The sequence below is a fragment of the Variovorax sp. GW822-FHT04E09 genome, assembly GCF_058800845.1.
The window spans coordinates 215,418-230,339 of record NZ_JBXAMR010000007.1 but is presented as its reverse complement, the minus strand read 5'-3'; the positions used below and the strand labels follow the sequence as shown (position 1 = coordinate 230,339).

Genomic DNA, 14,922 nt, shown 5'->3' with positions numbered 1-14,922 from the left:
TGTCGTTCTTGTTGTTGCCGTTGTCGTTGTTCAAGCGAGTTCCTGTGTCATGAGGGCGAGCAGGAAGAGCGCGTTCTGGCAGGCGATCACGATGGCGTGGCGCTGCATCAGTTGGCGGGTTCCCTGCACGCGGTCGGCGAGCGCGCGGGCGTTGGGCTGCGGCGGTGGGTCGCGCAGCCCGAGCACGGAAAGGGCGTTGTCCATCGCGCCCAGCGAAGCGATCTGGCCGTTGGCCAGGCCTTCGAACAGCGCCTGGTCCAGCCGCAGCCGGAAGGCGAAGTAGCGTTCGAGCACGCCCAGCACCATCACCGCGGCAAAGGCCAGGATGGCGGTGTTCGAGAGCCCGCGCAGCGTGAGCGCCAGCACCAGGGCGGCGATGCAGGTGAGCGCGAAGCCCCAGAGGGCAAGCATGGCCGCCGCGCGCAGCAGGCCGGCCAGGGTGGTGCAGGTGGCGCGTTCGTTGTCAGTCATGGCGGGAAGGGGCTGTGTCGGGGGTGGGGGCGAGCGCTGCACGCCAGGCGGCGTGCAGCACGATCTGCGGGCGGGCGCGGCGCACGGCGTCTTCGGCCTGCGCCAGGCCGTGGTCGCGGCCCAGCCAGGCGATCACGGCAGCGGCGCTGCGCGAGAAGCCCAGCGCGCAGCAGACCCACACGGCCGAACCGTCGGCCGCCGCCGCGCGGCGCTGGCCTTCGATGACGGCCGCGGCGCGGCGCAGGCGCACGGGCGGCGGCACCACCAGGTCGAGCAGCGGCACGCAGCGCGCACGGGCGGGCGGCACGCCGGCCGGCAGTTGCAGCTCGGCGCACAGGCTCACGAGCCGGGGCTGGCCGGCGGCGAGCCATTCGGCCTGCGTGGGGCGACGGCCCAGGCGCAGGCCGGGTACCACCTCGACCGAGGCCGGCAGCTTGCGCGTCCAGAGCCACACATTGAAGGCCGCGGCCAGGCGGTAGGGCGCGAACAGCCAGCGCGCCGCCCAGCCCATGCGGCCGTGGCCGTCCATCTGGAAGCCGCGCGCGCCGAAGCCGAGGTAGTTGAGCGCCACCAGCGCGAGCGCCGCCGCCGGCCACGCCAGCCACAGCGCCACGTCGCCGGTCGCCAGTGCTGCGCCCAGGCACAGCGCCGCGCCCACGGCGTAGAAGCCCGCGAGCTTGAGCCGCTGCGGATCGCGTGCCAGGCGCCAGGCGCGCAGCATCGACACCCGGCGCGCCATCGGCCACAGCCAGACGCAGAAGATGCCCAGCAGCGCGCCGGTCGGGATGTCGATGAAGTGGTGCTGCCAGGTCGTGAGCACCGAGGCGCAGATCGCGAAGGCCCACACATGCAGCACGAGCCGCGCCCACAGCGGCCGGATGAAGCGCCGGTACCAGTCCCACAGGATCACGGCCAGCGCGATGTGCAGCGACGGCGCCTGGTTGTAGGGCTGGTCGAAGCCGCGCAGCGCATTGAACAGGAAGGCCGGCGCGCCCTCCACCGGCGGCTGGCCGAAGCTGAAGTGCAGCGGCCAGAGGATGAAGCAGGTGCAGGCGATGAGCGTGGCGCTCACCAGCCGCAGCGCATGCCGGTCGAGCGTGTGGCGGTCGCGCGCCAGGAACAGCGACAGCGCGTAGAAGACGTTGATGGTCCAGTACGGAAAGATCGTCCAGGCCCAGAAGGGCACCTGCCGCTCCCAGTCGAAGGCCATCGAGGGCACGCTGGCGCGCGTGGTGGCCCACCAGTTGGCGAAGCCGTAGGTCGCGTAGAACAGCGGCCCCAAAAACACCAGCCACGCGGCGGCGCGTTTCCACGGCCGGGGCGCGCGCCGGGCGGTCATTGCGCGACGCGCACCGCCAGCGACACCGTGAAGATGCCCCATTCGTCAACCCGCTGGTCGATCTTGCGGAAGCCCGCTTCTTCGACCAGCTGGTCCATCTCGGCCTGCGTGCGCCGGCGCATCACCCAGGCTTCGCCCTGGCGGTGGCTGGTGAGCGCGCGGGCGATCATTTCGAGCTGTGGGTGCCAGGGCTGGCCGGTGTAGACCAGGTAGCCCCGGTCTTCCACCGCGTCGCCCACGCCCGCGAGCGAGCGGCGCACCATCTCGTTGTCGGGGAACAGCTCGTACAGGCCCGACACCACGGCCAGCGTGGGCCGCGGCGTCACGCTCGCCAGGCTGATGCGGTCGAAGGCGTCGGCCTGCACGAACTGGGCGACGTCTTCCAGACCCTTTTCGGCGATCAGGGCCGTGCCGTCGCGCACGTTGATGTCGCTGTAGTCGCGCAGCAGGATCGAGCTGGCCTTCACCGGGCTGGCCAGCACCGCGTCGAGCACGTAGCGGCCGTGGCCGGCCGCGATGTCCATGAGCCGCACCTCGCGGTGCATCTCGACCAGCCGCTCCATCGCGATGCGCAGCAGCTCTTCGACGTGGATCTTGCGCTGGCGGATGCCGCGCCAGCCGATGGAGTCCAGGTAGGTGCGGTCGACCGAGCGGCCCAGCGCGCCCTTGCCCTGCGGCTGGTTGCGGTAGACGTAGTCGAGCGTGCTGCCCGAGTCGAAGCCCGTGGCGTGGCCCAGCGCGATGCCGCTGGACAGCGCGCCGCCCACGCGCAGCCCGCCGCGCGTGATCGCCCAGTAGGCGCCGCGTGGCGACAGGGGCGAGAGCGGTTCGGCCAGCGCGCGCGACTCGTCGGCGGTGTTGCCGTTCAGGTGCGCCTCGCGCAGGTCGACCGGCACGGCCGGTTCGTCGAAGCGCTGCAGGATGAATTCGCGGATCGACGCCACCGCGGGCGCCCGGTCTTTTTCGCCCAGCGTGTCGTGGAAGAAGCCCGGCAGCACCGTCTTCGTCTTCACGGCGCTGCCCAGCCGTTCGAAGAACTGGTGCTGCGGCTTGTGGTGCACCACCCAGTCGGCGCCCGAGATGAGCAGCTGCACCGGCAGCGTGATCGCGTTGGCGTCGGCCACCACGCGGTCGGCCGCCTCGTACAGGCCCAGCAGGATGTTGACGGCGATCGGGCGCGAGATCAGCGGGTCGTTCTTGTAGCTCTCGATGCGCGCGGGGTCGTGCGTGAGGAATTTCGGCTTCACGTAGCTGTTCACGAAGAACAGCCCGCGCAGCTTGTGCATGAGCGCCAGCCCCGGCCGCGCGAACGGCACGTAGAGCTTGACCTTGAAGGCCGGCGAGGCCAGCGTGAGGCCGCGCACCTTGGGCGCGTAGTCGTGCGCCCAGGTGGCGATCAGCACCGCGCCCACGCTCTGCGCCACCACGTGGATGTCGTGCTCGGGCACGCCGTGGGCGGCGGCGATGTGCTGCACGAAGGTCTGCACGTCGCGCACCGAGGTGCCGAAGCTGGGGCTGTAGCCGCGCTGGCCCGGCGACAGGCCGTGGCCGCGCGCGTCCCAGGCGAAGAAGTCGAAGTCGGGCAGGTCCAGCTCGTCCACCAGGTGCGCCATGCGCGCGCCGTGCTCGTGGCCGCGGTGGAACAGCAGCACGGCACCGCGCCGCGCGGCGCCCGTGGCCGGCCAGTGGCGGTAGAACAGCGATTCGCCGTCGTGCGTGCGGAAATGATGTTCGGCGGCGACGCGGGGTGTGGAAAGGGTCATGAAGAAGGGTCTTCTTTACTTATTTGTATGGGGGTGTTTCAGGCGGCGGGCGCTTCAGCCTCGGCCAGGGCGCGGCGGATGCGGTTGACGACCGTCCAGGCCACCAGCGCGGCCAGCAATGGCATCAGGAGGGCGGTCCAGCCCGGCAGCGGTCCGCCGAGGGCGACATACAACCCGAGCGCGCCGAACACGAAGGCCCGGTCGCTCTTGCCCATCGGCCCGTCGTAGCGGCGCGAGGCGCCCACCGTCGGGCCCAGCGCGCCGGCGAATTCGCTCAGCCCGGCCAGCATGATGACCGTGCCGACCCAGAACGGCGCGAACGGCGCCACCAGCGCGAAAGGCAGGTAGAGCGCGGCGTCGGAGACCACGTCGGTGAGTTCGTTGAGGAAGGCGCCCAGCTTGCTTTGCTGGTGGTGCTCGCGCGCCAGCATGCCGTCGATGGCGTTGAAGGCCATGCGCAGGAACATCCAGGCGGGGATCAGGCCGAAGGCCGCCAGCGAGGGCGCGGCGAAGAACAGCCAGAGCCCGAGCACGACCGACACCACGCAGGCCGCCAGCGTCACCTGGTTGGCCGTCACGCCCATCGCATGCAGCCGGACCACGAGCGGTCGCAGCAAGGCCTGGAAACGCGGTTTCAGTTCGTAGATGGACACGTTCTGACTTCCCTCTCTTGTTATGTTCTGCAGGCATTCTGCCAGTGTGAAACATGGCCCCCACGCTCGGCACTTCGCGCTCTCGCGGCCCCCCGAGGGGGCGCTCGCTCGCTGGGGGCGGCCCGGCGCAGCGCCGGGACTAAACTTGCCCCCGAAGACCCACCCCCAATGACCATCCAGACCGACGATTTCGCCCCCGCCCCGCAACGCGTGGTGTCCGCCGCCCCCGCCTCGCCCAACGAGGAGGCGATCGAGCGGGCGCTGCGGCCCAAGCTGCTCGACGAGTACGTCGGCCAGGCCAAGGTGCGCGAGCAGCTCGAGATCTTCATCGGCGCGGCGCGCAAGCGCAAAGAGGCGCTCGACCACGTGCTGCTGTTCGGCCCGCCGGGTCTGGGCAAGACCACGCTGTCGCACATCATCGCGGCCGAGCTGGGCGTCAACCTGCGCCAGACCTCGGGCCCCGTGCTCGAAAAGCCCAAGGACCTGGCGGCGCTGCTGACCAACCTTGAGCCCAACGACGTGCTCTTCATCGACGAGATCCACCGCCTGAGCCCGGTCGTCGAGGAAATCCTGTACCCCGCGCTGGAGGACTACCAGATCGACATCATGATCGGCGAGGGCCCCGCGGCGCGCAGCATCAAGCTCGACCTGCAGCCCTTCACGCTGGTGGGCGCCACCACCCGCGCCGGCATGCTGACCAACCCGCTGCGCGACCGCTTCGGCATCGTGGCGCGGCTGGAGTTCTACACGCCGGAAGAACTGGCGCTCATCGTGCGCCGCAGCGCCGGCCTGCTCAAGGTCGAGACCGACGCCGCCGGCGGCTTCGAGATCGCGCGCCGCTCGCGCGGCACGCCCCGCATCGCCAACCGCTTGCTGCGCCGGGTGCGCGACTACGCCGAGGTCAAGGGCAACGGCCGCATCACCGAAGACATCGCGCACAAGGCGCTGGCCATGCTCGACGTCGACCCGCAGGGCTTCGACCTCATGGACCGCAAGCTGCTCGAGGCCGTCATCCACCGCTTCGACGGCGGCCCGGTCGGCCTGGACAACGTGGCCGCCAGCATCGGCGAAGAGCGCGACACCATCGAGGACGTGATCGAGCCCTACCTCATCCAGCAGGGCTACCTGCAACGCACGCCGCGCGGGCGCATCGCCACGCTCGCGGCCTACCGCCACCTGGGCGTGGTGCCGCCCTCGGGCCGCGCCGACGGCCCGGACCTGTTCGGCGCCTGAAGAGAAAACCATGCACACCCACGACCTGAGCGCCTGGCAGCACGACCACCACTTCGGCGCCGGCAATGCCGCCGCCGAACGCAGCACCCGCCTCGTGATGTGGATCACCGCCGCCATGATGGTGGTCGAGATCGGCGCCGGCTGGTGGTTCAATTCCATGGCGCTTTTGGCCGACGGCTGGCACATGAGCTCGCACGCGCTGGCCATCGGCCTGAGCGCCTTTGCCTACGCCGCCGCGCGGCGCTACGCCCGCGACCCGCGCTTTGCCTTCGGCACCTGGAAGATCGAGGTGCTCGGCGGCTTCGCGAGCGCGCTGCTGCTGCTCGGCGTCGCCGCGCTCATGGTGGTGGGTTCGCTGGAGCGGCTGTGGTCGCCCGTGGCCATCCACTACCCCGAGGCCATCTCGATCGCGGTGCTGGGCCTGGTGGTGAACCTGGTCTGTGCGCGGCTGCTGGGGCATTCGCACGACCATCACGGCCATGACCACGGGCACGGGCATGACCACCACCACGGTCACGACCACGCACACGGCCACGACCTCAACCTGCGCTCCGCCTACCTGCACGTGGTGGCCGACGCCGCCACCTCGGTGCTCGCCATCGCGGCGCTGCTGGGCGGCTGGTTCTACGGCTGGTCCTGGCTCGACCCGGCCATGGGCATCGTCGGCGCCGTGCTCGTCGCCGTCTGGGCCAAGGGCCTGCTGAAGGAAACCGGCAAGGTCCTGCTCGATCGCGAGATGGACCACCCCGTCACCGCCGAAATCCGCGAAGGCGTCGAGACGATGCTGGCCGATTCCGAAACCCGCGTGGCCGACCTGCACGTCTGGCGCGTCGGCCGCGATGCGTACGCCTGCGCGCTCACGGTGGTGACGCATTCGGCCACGCTCACGGCGGACCAGGTGCGGGCGTGCTTCTCGATGCACGAGGAGATCCGGCACTCGACGGTGGAGATTCAGCGCTGCGCTGACTAGGTCGAGGGCCTGCTCCTTCCCCTCTGTGGGAGGGAGAAAGTCAGGCCGTCGGCCGCCGGACGTGCCGCACGATCAGCATCTGCGCCGTGTAGTACGTCGCCAGCACCCACAGCGACGCCAGCGGCAGCGGCGACACGAACCGGTTGATCGCCAGCAGCGCATCGCTCAGCATGAAGAAGCAGGCGCCCACCGCCACCCACAGCGCGGTGGGGTCGCTGGAACGCAGCACCGCCGCACGCCCGATGGCCTGCGCCGCCATGCAGGCGATCACCACCACGTAGAAGCCGACCGGAATGCGCAGCGCCACCGGCAGGCCGCCCTGCCACAGGAAGGCGTACATGCCCGCGCCGATCAGCAAGGTGGCCGCCAGCGCGCGGGGCCGCGGGAAAAGGCCGACGCCGATGCGGAACAGCGCGATGTACGCCAGGTGCGCGAGCAGGAAGCACACGAGCCCGGGCACGAAGAGGTTCGCCGGTCCCATCAGCAGCACGTCGCCCGCGAGCGAGAAGACCAGGCCGGTCAGCAACAGCGCATCGAAGCGCGCGATGCCGCCGGGCTGGCGTTGCGCGCGGCGGGCCGCGAAGGCGATGGCGATGGCCAGGGCCAAGGGCTTGAAGAGGAGGTGCAGCCAGCCGATGCCCAGGGCCGCGCTCGCCGTGGCCAGCGCGGCGGCCTCGACCAGCAGCACCTCGGTGACCGAGAGCCGGCTCTGCAGCACCGCGCCCACGGCCCACAGCCCGGCCGTCAGCGCGGCCAGCCAGACGGCGGCCTGCGGCAGCGGCAGGGCGTCGGAGTACCAGAGGAACACCGTCACGCCGGCCAGCAGCGCGAGGAACTGCAGGCCCGCGAACCATTGCACGCCCCGGCTCACCACGGGCTCGTAGCGCGTCACCTTCTCGATGTCGAAAGCCGGCTTGGGGTAGCGCGCCGCCACGTCGGCCGGGCGCCAGCCGGGCGGCTTGAACCACACGCGCAGCTTGTCGGACCAGCGGCGCGCATGCCATGAATCCCTGGCGAGCGCCCAGTAGACCTCGGCGTTGGCCCACAGCGGGTCCCAGCTTTTCAGCTCGCCGCGCGTGCCGTACACGCAGCGCTCGTCCTCCTCGCGGAAGGTGCCGAAGAGGCGGTCCCACACGATCAGCACGCCGCCGTAGTTGCGATCGAGGTAGCGGTCGTTCACCGCGTGGTGCACGCGGTGGTTCGAGGGCGAGCAGAACCAGCGGTCGAACCAGCCGAGCTTGCCGACCTGTTCGGTGTGGACCCAGAACTGGTAGAGCAGGTCGATGAGCGCCACCACGACGAACACCAGCGGCGGCACGCCGGCCACGGCCATCGGCAGGTAGAAGAGCCAGCCCAGCAGTGCGCCGCTCGAGGTCTGGCGCAGCGCGGTCGACAGGTTGTAGTGCTGGCTCTGGTGGTGCACCACGTGCGCGGCCCACAGCACGGCCGACTCGTGGCCCATGCGGTGCAGCCAGTAGTAGCAGAAGTCGTAGAACACCAGCGCCAGCAGCCAGCCGTACCACGTGGTCCAGAACTCGCGCGCCGCGTCTTGCGGAAAGAGCGCCACGGCCGAGTACACGGCGGTGTAGATGCCGACGCGCAAGAGTCCCGTGAGCACCGCGCTGATCTGGCTCAGCATGCCCAGCCCGATGCTGTTCACGGCGTCGGCCAGGCGGTAGGTGTCCTGCCCGGTGCCGCGCCGGGCGCGCGCGCGGCCGACCGCGAACTCGATCGCGATCAGTAAAAAGAACACGGGGGACACGAGAACGATGATCTGGCCAGAGCGCATCGTCCGATTGTGGCGTTGCCCTGGTGCCACGCGTCACCGGGATGTCACGGAGTCGCCATCGTGCGGTCACGCGCGGCTGCGAACCTGCCGGACCATGCAACGCGACGACGCTTTCCTTCGCGCCTGGCGCGACACCGCGATCCAGCCTCCCGAGCCGGAGGACGACGATGCGGCGCGTCCGGCGCTGCGCTATCGCACCCTCTGGATCTCCGACCTGCACCTGGGCACGCCCGGCTGCCAGGCCAGGGCGCTGCTCGACTTTCTCAAGCACACCGAGTGCGAGACCCTGTTCCTGGTCGGCGACATCATCGACGGCTGGCAGCTCAAGCGCCACTGGTACTGGCCGCAGGCGCACAACGACGTGATCCAGAAGCTGCTGCGCAAGGCGCGCAAGGGCACGCGCGTGATCTTCATTCCGGGCAACCACGACGAGTTCGCCCGCAAGTACCTCAACCACAACTTCGGCGGCATCGACGTGGCCGACGAATGGATCCACGAAACCGCCGACGGCCGCAAGCTGTGGATCATCCACGGCGACCTGTTCGACGGCGTGATCCAGTGCGCCAAGTGGCTGGCCTACGTGGGCGACTCGCTCTACGAGTTCACGCTCAAGCTCAACCGCCACCTCAACTCGCTGCGCGCGCGCATGGGGCTGCCGTACTGGTCGCTCTCGAAGTACCTCAAGGGCAAGGTCAAGCGCGCCGTGAGCTACGTGGGCGACTTCGAGAACGCCGTGGCCCGCGAGGCCCGCAACCGCGGCGCGCAGGGCGTGGTGTGCGGCCACATCCACCACGCCGAGATGCGCGACATCGACGGCATCCTGTACTGCAACGACGGCGACTGGGTGGAAAGCCTCACCGCGCTGGCCGAGCATGCCGACGGCACGCTCGAGATCATCGACTGGGCGCAGCACATGCCCGTCGGGACGCAAGCGGTGCCGGCACGCGAAGCGGTCGCCGCCTGAACGTTCGGCCCGGCATGGGCTTCAACTGAAGAAAAAAGCGCTCACCGCCGCGGTGGGGGCGCCCACGTTCGTCCGATCCGACGATGCCGCGCCGGCGCGCGCGCCGCACACTTGCCGGGTGTGAACCCTGTGAGACAACACCATGGCCTGGACCCTCAGCGCGGCGGAGACCGCGTTTCGCGACGAGGTTCGCGATTTTCTCGCGCGCGAGCTGACGCCTGAGCTGCGCGCCGCAGGGCGCCGCTGCTCCGGCATCTTCACCGACTACGCCGACGGCAACCGCTGGCACCGCGTGCTGGCCCAACGCGGCTGGAGTGTGCCGCACTGGCCGGTGGAGCACGGCGGCACCGGCTGGACGCCGATGCAGCACTACCTCTTCGCGAGCGAGCTTGCCGCGGCCGACGCGCCGCCGCGCGCGCCCATGGGGCCCGGCATGGTGGCGCCGGTGATCATCGCCTTCGGCACCGAGGCGCAGAAGCAGGCTTGGCTGCCGGGCATCCGCTCGGGCGAGGACTACTGGTGCCAGGGCTACTCCGAGCCGCAGTCGGGCTCCGACCTGGCGTCGCTGCAATGCAAGGCGGTGCGTGACGGTGACGACTACGTCATCAACGGCACCAAGATCTGGACCACCCACGCGCAGTACGCCAACCGCATGTTCTGCCTCGTGCGAACCGCCTCGGGCGGCAAGGCGCAGCAGGGCATCAGCTTCCTGTGCTTCGACATCCCCCAGGCCGGCCTGACCATCCGCCCGATCATCAGCATCTCGGGCGACCACGAGCTCAACCAGGTGTTCTTCGACGACGTGCGCGTGCCCGCCAGCGGCCTCATCGGCGAGGAGAACCAGGGCTGGACGGTGGCCAAGTACCTGCTGCAGCACGAGCGCGGCGGGGCCTGGGCGCCGATGCTGCGCGCGCGTCTGCGCCGGCTGCGCGCCGCCGCCGACAGTGCCTTCGCCGCCGCGGGCGACACCGCCACCGACGAGGCGCGCGAAATGGCGCTGCGCCTGGCCGAGATGGACTGCGCCATCGACGCCGTCGAAGCCACCGAGCTGCAGTCGCTGCGCGCCCAGGCCCGCGGCGAGCCGCACGGCATTCGGCCCTCGATGGGCAAGGTGATGGGCTCCGAGCTGCGCCAGCGCCTGACCGAACTCGGCGTGGAGATTGCCGCCCACTACGCGGCGGCCGACCTGCCGCTGGACGACGGCCTGCAGGGCGCGCTGGCCGTGCCCGAGGAGGCGGTGTTCTCGATGTCCGCCTACCTCAACGACCGCGCCGCATCGATCTACGCCGGCTCCAACGAAGTGCAGCGCAACATCATCGCGGCGCAGCTCCTGCAATCACGCTGAGGACCGCTCGCCATGACCACCCTCACCGAACAAGACGACACCCTCGCGATGCTGCGCGACAGCCTCGCGCGCTACCTCGACGACCAGCACGGCTTCGAGCAGCGACTTCATGCGCTGGCCGCCGCCGACGATGCACCGCCGCCGTTCTGGCAAGGCCTGGCAAGTGACCTGGGTCTGCTGGGCGCGGCCCTGCCCGAATCGCAGGGCGGACTGGGCCTTGGCCTGACCGCGCACCTTGCGCTGATGCCCACGCTGGGGGGCGCGCTCGCGGCCGAGCCGTATCTTTCGACGCTGGTGATCGGCGCCGGCTTGCTGCAGCGCCACCCGGGCGCGCAGGCCGATGCATTGCTCGCGCGCGTCGTCGCCGGGCAGGCCGTGCTGGCCTTCGCACACGACGAGCCGCACAGCCGCCATGCCCGCGACGACGTGCGCACGACGCTCGTGCGCGAGGCCGACGGCCGGCTGCGGCTCGACGGCCGCAAAGCCGTGGTGCAGGCCGCGCCGTGGGCCAGCCATGTCATCGTCACGGCGCGCAGCGACAAGGGCTTGTCGTTGCTGGTCGTGCCCAAGGACGCGCCCGGCGTGCGGCTGCGTGCCTACCGCACGCGCGACGGCGGCCGCGCGGCCGACATCGCCTTCGACGCGGTGCGCCTGAACGCCGATGCCTTGCTCGGCGAGGAAGGCGCAGCGCTGCCGCAGATCGAGCAGGCACTCGACGAGGCCACGCTCGCGGTCTGCGCCGAGTCCATCGGCATCCTGCGCCGGCTGATGCGCGACACGCTCGACTACGTGCGCCAGCGCAAGCAGTTCGGCGTGCCGATCTCCAGCTTCCAAGTGCTGCAGCACCGGCTCGCCGACATGCACATGGCGCTCGAGCAGGCCGACGCGCTCACCGCCAGCGTGGGCGAGGCGCTGGCCGCGGGCGCCGACGCGGCCTCGCGCGCACGCGCCGTGTCCTCCGCCAAGGTCGCGGTCGCCAAGGCCTGCCGCGCCGTGGGGCAGGGCGCGGTGCAGCTGCACGGTGGCATGGGCATGACCGAAGAACTCGCCGTCGGCCACTACGTGCGCCGCGCCACCCTCATCGAAGGCCAGTTCGGCCCGCCCGCGTGGCACCTGCGCCGCGTGGCGCAGCTGCAGCAACCACAACAACCCCTCTCACAGCACTAACCCCATGACAGCACTGGACGACCGCACGCCGGTCATCGTCGGCGTCGGCGAGATCACGCACCGCACCAAGGAGGCCGCCGAAGGCCTCGAACCCATCGAGCTGATGGCGCGCGCCATGCGCGCCGCCGCACAGGACAGCGGCGCCGCCGCGTTGCTGGCCGGCCTCGACTCGCTCGACGTCGTCTGCGAGTACTCGTGGCCCTACACCGACGCGCCCGCGCTGCTCAACGCGCGCCTGGGCTGCAACCCGGCGCGCAGCGTCTACGGCGTCACCGGTGGCGAAGCGCCGGTGCGCTACATCCACGAGGCCGCGCTGCGCATCGCGCGCGGCGAGAGCAAAGTGGCCGCCATCACCGGCGCCGAGGCGCGCTACACGGTGGACGCCGCCGCCAAGCTCGGCATCGCGCTCGACTGGACCCCGCGCGACGACAGCGTGAAGCTGGTGCGCGGCACCGACATCTGCCACCCGGTGGCGATCCGGCTCGGCGCGGCCATGCCGACCACCATCTACCCCTTCTACGAGAACGCTGCGCTCGCCCACTGGGGCCAGACGCCGCGCCAGGCGCAGGACGAGTCGTCGCGCCTGTGGGCGCGCTACTCCGAGGTGGCCGCCGCCAACCCCTATGCCTGGCTGCGCAAGCCCTTCACGCCCGAAGACATCGCCCGCGTCGACGCGGCCAACCGCCTCATTGCCTGGCCCTACACCAAGCACATGGTGGCCAACCCGCTGGTCAACATGGGCGCGGCCGTGCTGCTCACCAGCGTGGGCCATGCGCGCGAACTCGGCATTCCCGAAGACCGCTGGGTCTACGTGTGGGACGGCGCCGCCGCGCGCGAGCCGCGCGACTACCTGCAGCGCGACCAGTACCACCGCTCGCACGCACAAGACCTCGTGATGGAAACCGTGCTCGCGCAGGTCGGCGGCGACGCCTCGGCCTTCGAGATGCTGGAGCTGTACAGCTGCTTCCCCATCGTGCCCAAGATGGCGCGCCGCACGCTGGGCCTGGCGCCCGAGGCGCGCATGACCTCCACCGGCGGCCTGAGCTTCTTCGGCGCGCCGCTCAACGACTACATGACGCACGCCGCCGCGGGCCTGGTGCGCGCGCTGCGCGCCGCGCCGAAGGGCAAGGCCGCGCTGCTCTACGGCCAGGGCGAGTACGTCACCAAGCACCACGCGCTGGTGCTGGGCTCCAGCCCGCCGCCGCAAGGGCTTCCGAAGCCCGACTACGACGTGCAGGCCGCCGCCGATGCGCGGCGCGGCCCGGTGCCGCCGCTGGTGCTGCAGTACGCGGGCGCCGCCACGCTGGAGACCTTCACCGTGGTCTACGGCCGCGACGGCCAGCCCTCGCAGGGCATCGTGATCGCGCGCACGCCGGCCGGCGAACGGCTCATGGCGCGCGTCGAGGCCACGGATGCGGCTTCGTTGAAGGTGCTGACCGACCTCGACCGCAGCCCTGTCGGTTGCAGCGGCACGATGACGGCCAGTGCGGACGATCTCTTGAACTGGAGCGTGTCATGAGCGCAGTCACCGTCGAACGTTTGCCGGGCCACGTCGCCCTCGTCACCATCGACCGCCCCGAGGCGCGCAACGCCGTCAACGGCGATGTGGCGTCGGGGCTCGAAGCCGCCGTCGATGCCACCGAGGCCGACGACGACATCCGCGCCGTGGTGCTCACCGGCGCCGGCCGCGAAGCCTTCTGCGCGGGCGCCGACCTGAAGGAAGTGTCGGCCGGGCGCGGCAGCGCGCTGCGCACCGAGCGCGGCGGCTTCGCGGGCTTCGTGTACCGCGAGCGCAGCAAGCCGTGGATCGCCGCCGTCAACGGCAAGGCGCTGGCCGGCGGCACCGAGCTCGTGCTGGCCTGCGACCTCGTCGTGGCCGTGCGGCAGGCCGCCTTCGGCCTGCCCGAGGTGCTGCGCGGGCTGATCGCCGCGGCGGGTGGGCTGTACCGGCTGCCGCGCGCCATTCCGCCGAACATCGCGCTCGAGCTGATCCTCACGGCGGGCCAGCTCGATGCTGAGCGCGCGCACGGCTTCGGCCTGGTCAACCGCCTCGTGTCTGACGTCGAGGGGCTGCGCGAAGCCGCGCTGGCGCTGGCCGCCGAGATCGCGCGCAACGGCCCGGTGGCGGTGCGCCAGAGCCTGCGCGTGGCGCGCGAGGCGAACAGCGGGCTCGACGAAGCCGCGCTGCGCGCCCTCACGCGCGACGCCTTCGAGCGCGTGGCCGCGAGCGAAGACTTCAAGGAAGGCCCGCGTGCCTTCATCGAGAAACGCGCGCCGCGCTGGAGCGGCCGCTGAACAAAGAAGAGACCGCCATGCCCGACAGCGAAGCAGACGACGACATCCTCATCGACCGCAGCCGCGCAGGCATCGCGCTGCTCACGCTGAACCGCCCCGCGCGCCTCAACGCACTGAGCCAGCCCACCGTGCGGCGCCTGTGTGCCGCGCTCGACGCACTGGCGCAGGACGGCAGCGTGCGCGTGCTGGTGCTCACAGGCGCCGGGCGCGGCTTCTGCGCCGGCTGGGATCTCACGACGCCGCTCACGCGCCGCGACGACCAGCCGCTCGACGGCGAGCCCTCGGTGGCCGACCTGATGGCGGGACAGGAACTGTTCGCCGGCATGGTGCGGCGGCTGCGCGCGCTCGACAAGGTGGTGATCGCCGCCGTCAACGGCGTGGCCGTGGGCGCGGGCTTTGCGCTCACGCTGGGCGCCGACATCCGCGTGGCCGCGCGCTCGGCGTCGTTCCATGTGGGCGCGGTGCGCATCGGCCTCACGGCCGGCGAGTGCGGCATCAGCTACCACCTGCCGCGCCTGGTGGGCGCCTCGCGCGCCTTCGAGCTCATGCTCACGGGTCGCCCCGTGCCTGCCGACGAGGCCGAGCGCATCGGCCTGGTCGCCGCGCTGGTCGACGACGAGGCCCTGCTGCCGCGCGCGCTCGCCCTGGCCGCCGACGTGCTGCGCAACAGCCCCTACGCCACGCGCCACACCAAGCAGCTCATGTGGGCCAACCTCGAGGCACCGAGCCTGGACGCCGCGCTCGAGGTCGAGAACCGCGCCCAGGTGCTGGCGCTGAAAACCGAGGATTTCCGCGAGGCCGCCGCCGCCTTCGCGGCCAAGCGCGCACCCGTCTTCACGGGGCGTTGAAACGTCTTTCCGCGCTTTCGTCGCTTCCGACGATGCGACGCCGGCGCCCGCGCGCCAAGATGCCTTCACACAACAGGCCGCCGGG

General features: G+C 71.1%; 13 protein-coding genes. 8 read left to right on the top strand and 5 right to left on the bottom strand.

Annotated features, from left to right (window positions below):
• Positions 1-30: 30 nt before the first annotated feature.
• From AC1RL8_RS25670 to AC1RL8_RS25655, 4 genes are read right to left on the bottom strand one after another with little or no spacing between them, the layout of a single operon-like run.
• Complete coding sequence (locus tag AC1RL8_RS25670) at positions 31-471, bottom strand: hypothetical protein (protein WP_062482724.1); 441 nt, start codon at positions 469-471, stop codon at positions 31-33.
• Entirely contained in the window at positions 464-1,810 is a 1,347-nt protein-coding gene (locus AC1RL8_RS25665; protein ID WP_492686459.1) for a phosphatase PAP2/dual specificity phosphatase family protein, read from the bottom strand. Before AC1RL8_RS25665 ends, AC1RL8_RS25670 begins: the two co-directional genes overlap by 8 nt.
• Complete coding sequence (locus AC1RL8_RS25660) at positions 1,807-3,573, bottom strand: bifunctional alpha/beta hydrolase/class I SAM-dependent methyltransferase (protein WP_492686460.1); 1,767 nt, start codon at positions 3,571-3,573, stop codon at positions 1,807-1,809. Before AC1RL8_RS25660 ends, AC1RL8_RS25665 begins: the two co-directional genes overlap by 4 nt.
• 38 nt (positions 3,574-3,611) lie before the next feature.
• Positions 3,612-4,226, bottom strand: coding sequence for a CDP-alcohol phosphatidyltransferase family protein (locus AC1RL8_RS25655; RefSeq protein WP_492686461.1), 615 nt, complete (start codon positions 4,224-4,226; stop codon positions 3,612-3,614).
• A gap of 168 nt (positions 4,227-4,394) precedes the next feature.
• Between AC1RL8_RS25655 and ruvB the strand changes: the two genes are divergently transcribed.
• The gene (gene ruvB / locus AC1RL8_RS25650; RefSeq protein WP_062482092.1) at positions 4,395-5,459 is read left to right on the top strand and encodes a Holliday junction branch migration DNA helicase RuvB; all 1,065 of its coding nucleotides are present in this window, start codon (positions 4,395-4,397) and stop codon (positions 5,457-5,459) included.
• A 10-nt stretch (positions 5,460-5,469) separates the two neighbouring features.
• On the top strand, positions 5,470-6,429 hold the full coding sequence (gene dmeF / locus AC1RL8_RS25645; protein WP_492686462.1) for a CDF family Co(II)/Ni(II) efflux transporter DmeF: 960 nt from the start codon (positions 5,470-5,472) through the stop codon (positions 6,427-6,429).
• A 40-nt stretch (positions 6,430-6,469) separates the two neighbouring features.
• Here dmeF and AC1RL8_RS25640 read toward each other — a convergent pair whose 3' ends face one another.
• Positions 6,470-8,218 carry a lysoplasmalogenase family protein gene (locus AC1RL8_RS25640; protein WP_492686463.1) on the bottom strand — a complete coding sequence of 583 codons (1,749 nt, stop codon included), beginning with the start codon at positions 8,216-8,218 and terminating at the stop codon, positions 6,470-6,472.
• A gap of 94 nt (positions 8,219-8,312) precedes the next feature.
• Here AC1RL8_RS25640 and AC1RL8_RS25635 point away from each other — a divergent pair, with 94 nt between their 5' ends.
• The 6 genes from AC1RL8_RS25635 to AC1RL8_RS25610 all read left to right on the top strand — a co-directional run bounded on the left by AC1RL8_RS25635 (position 8,313) and on the right by AC1RL8_RS25610 (position 14,837).
• Entirely contained in the window at positions 8,313-9,182 is an 870-nt protein-coding gene (locus AC1RL8_RS25635) for a UDP-2,3-diacylglucosamine diphosphatase (protein WP_062482079.1), read from the top strand.
• A 142-nt stretch (positions 9,183-9,324) separates the two neighbouring features.
• Entirely contained in the window at positions 9,325-10,527 is a 1,203-nt protein-coding gene (locus AC1RL8_RS25630; protein WP_492686464.1) for an acyl-CoA dehydrogenase family protein, read from the top strand.
• A 12-nt stretch (positions 10,528-10,539) separates the two neighbouring features.
• Complete coding sequence (locus tag AC1RL8_RS25625; RefSeq protein WP_492686465.1) at positions 10,540-11,694, top strand: acyl-CoA dehydrogenase family protein; 1,155 nt, start codon at positions 10,540-10,542, stop codon at positions 11,692-11,694.
• A 4-nt stretch (positions 11,695-11,698) separates the two neighbouring features.
• Entirely contained in the window at positions 11,699-13,213 is a 1,515-nt protein-coding gene (locus AC1RL8_RS25620; protein ID WP_492686466.1) for an acetyl-CoA acetyltransferase, read from the top strand.
• On the top strand, positions 13,210-13,989 hold the full coding sequence (locus AC1RL8_RS25615; protein WP_354344716.1) for an enoyl-CoA hydratase-related protein: 780 nt from the start codon (positions 13,210-13,212) through the stop codon (positions 13,987-13,989). Before AC1RL8_RS25620 ends, AC1RL8_RS25615 begins: the two co-directional genes overlap by 4 nt.
• Before the next feature lie 17 nt (positions 13,990-14,006).
• Positions 14,007-14,837, top strand: a complete 831-nt coding sequence (locus AC1RL8_RS25610) for an enoyl-CoA hydratase/isomerase family protein (protein ID WP_492686467.1) — start codon at positions 14,007-14,009, stop codon at positions 14,835-14,837.
• The last annotated feature ends 85 nt before the right edge of the window (positions 14,838-14,922 follow it).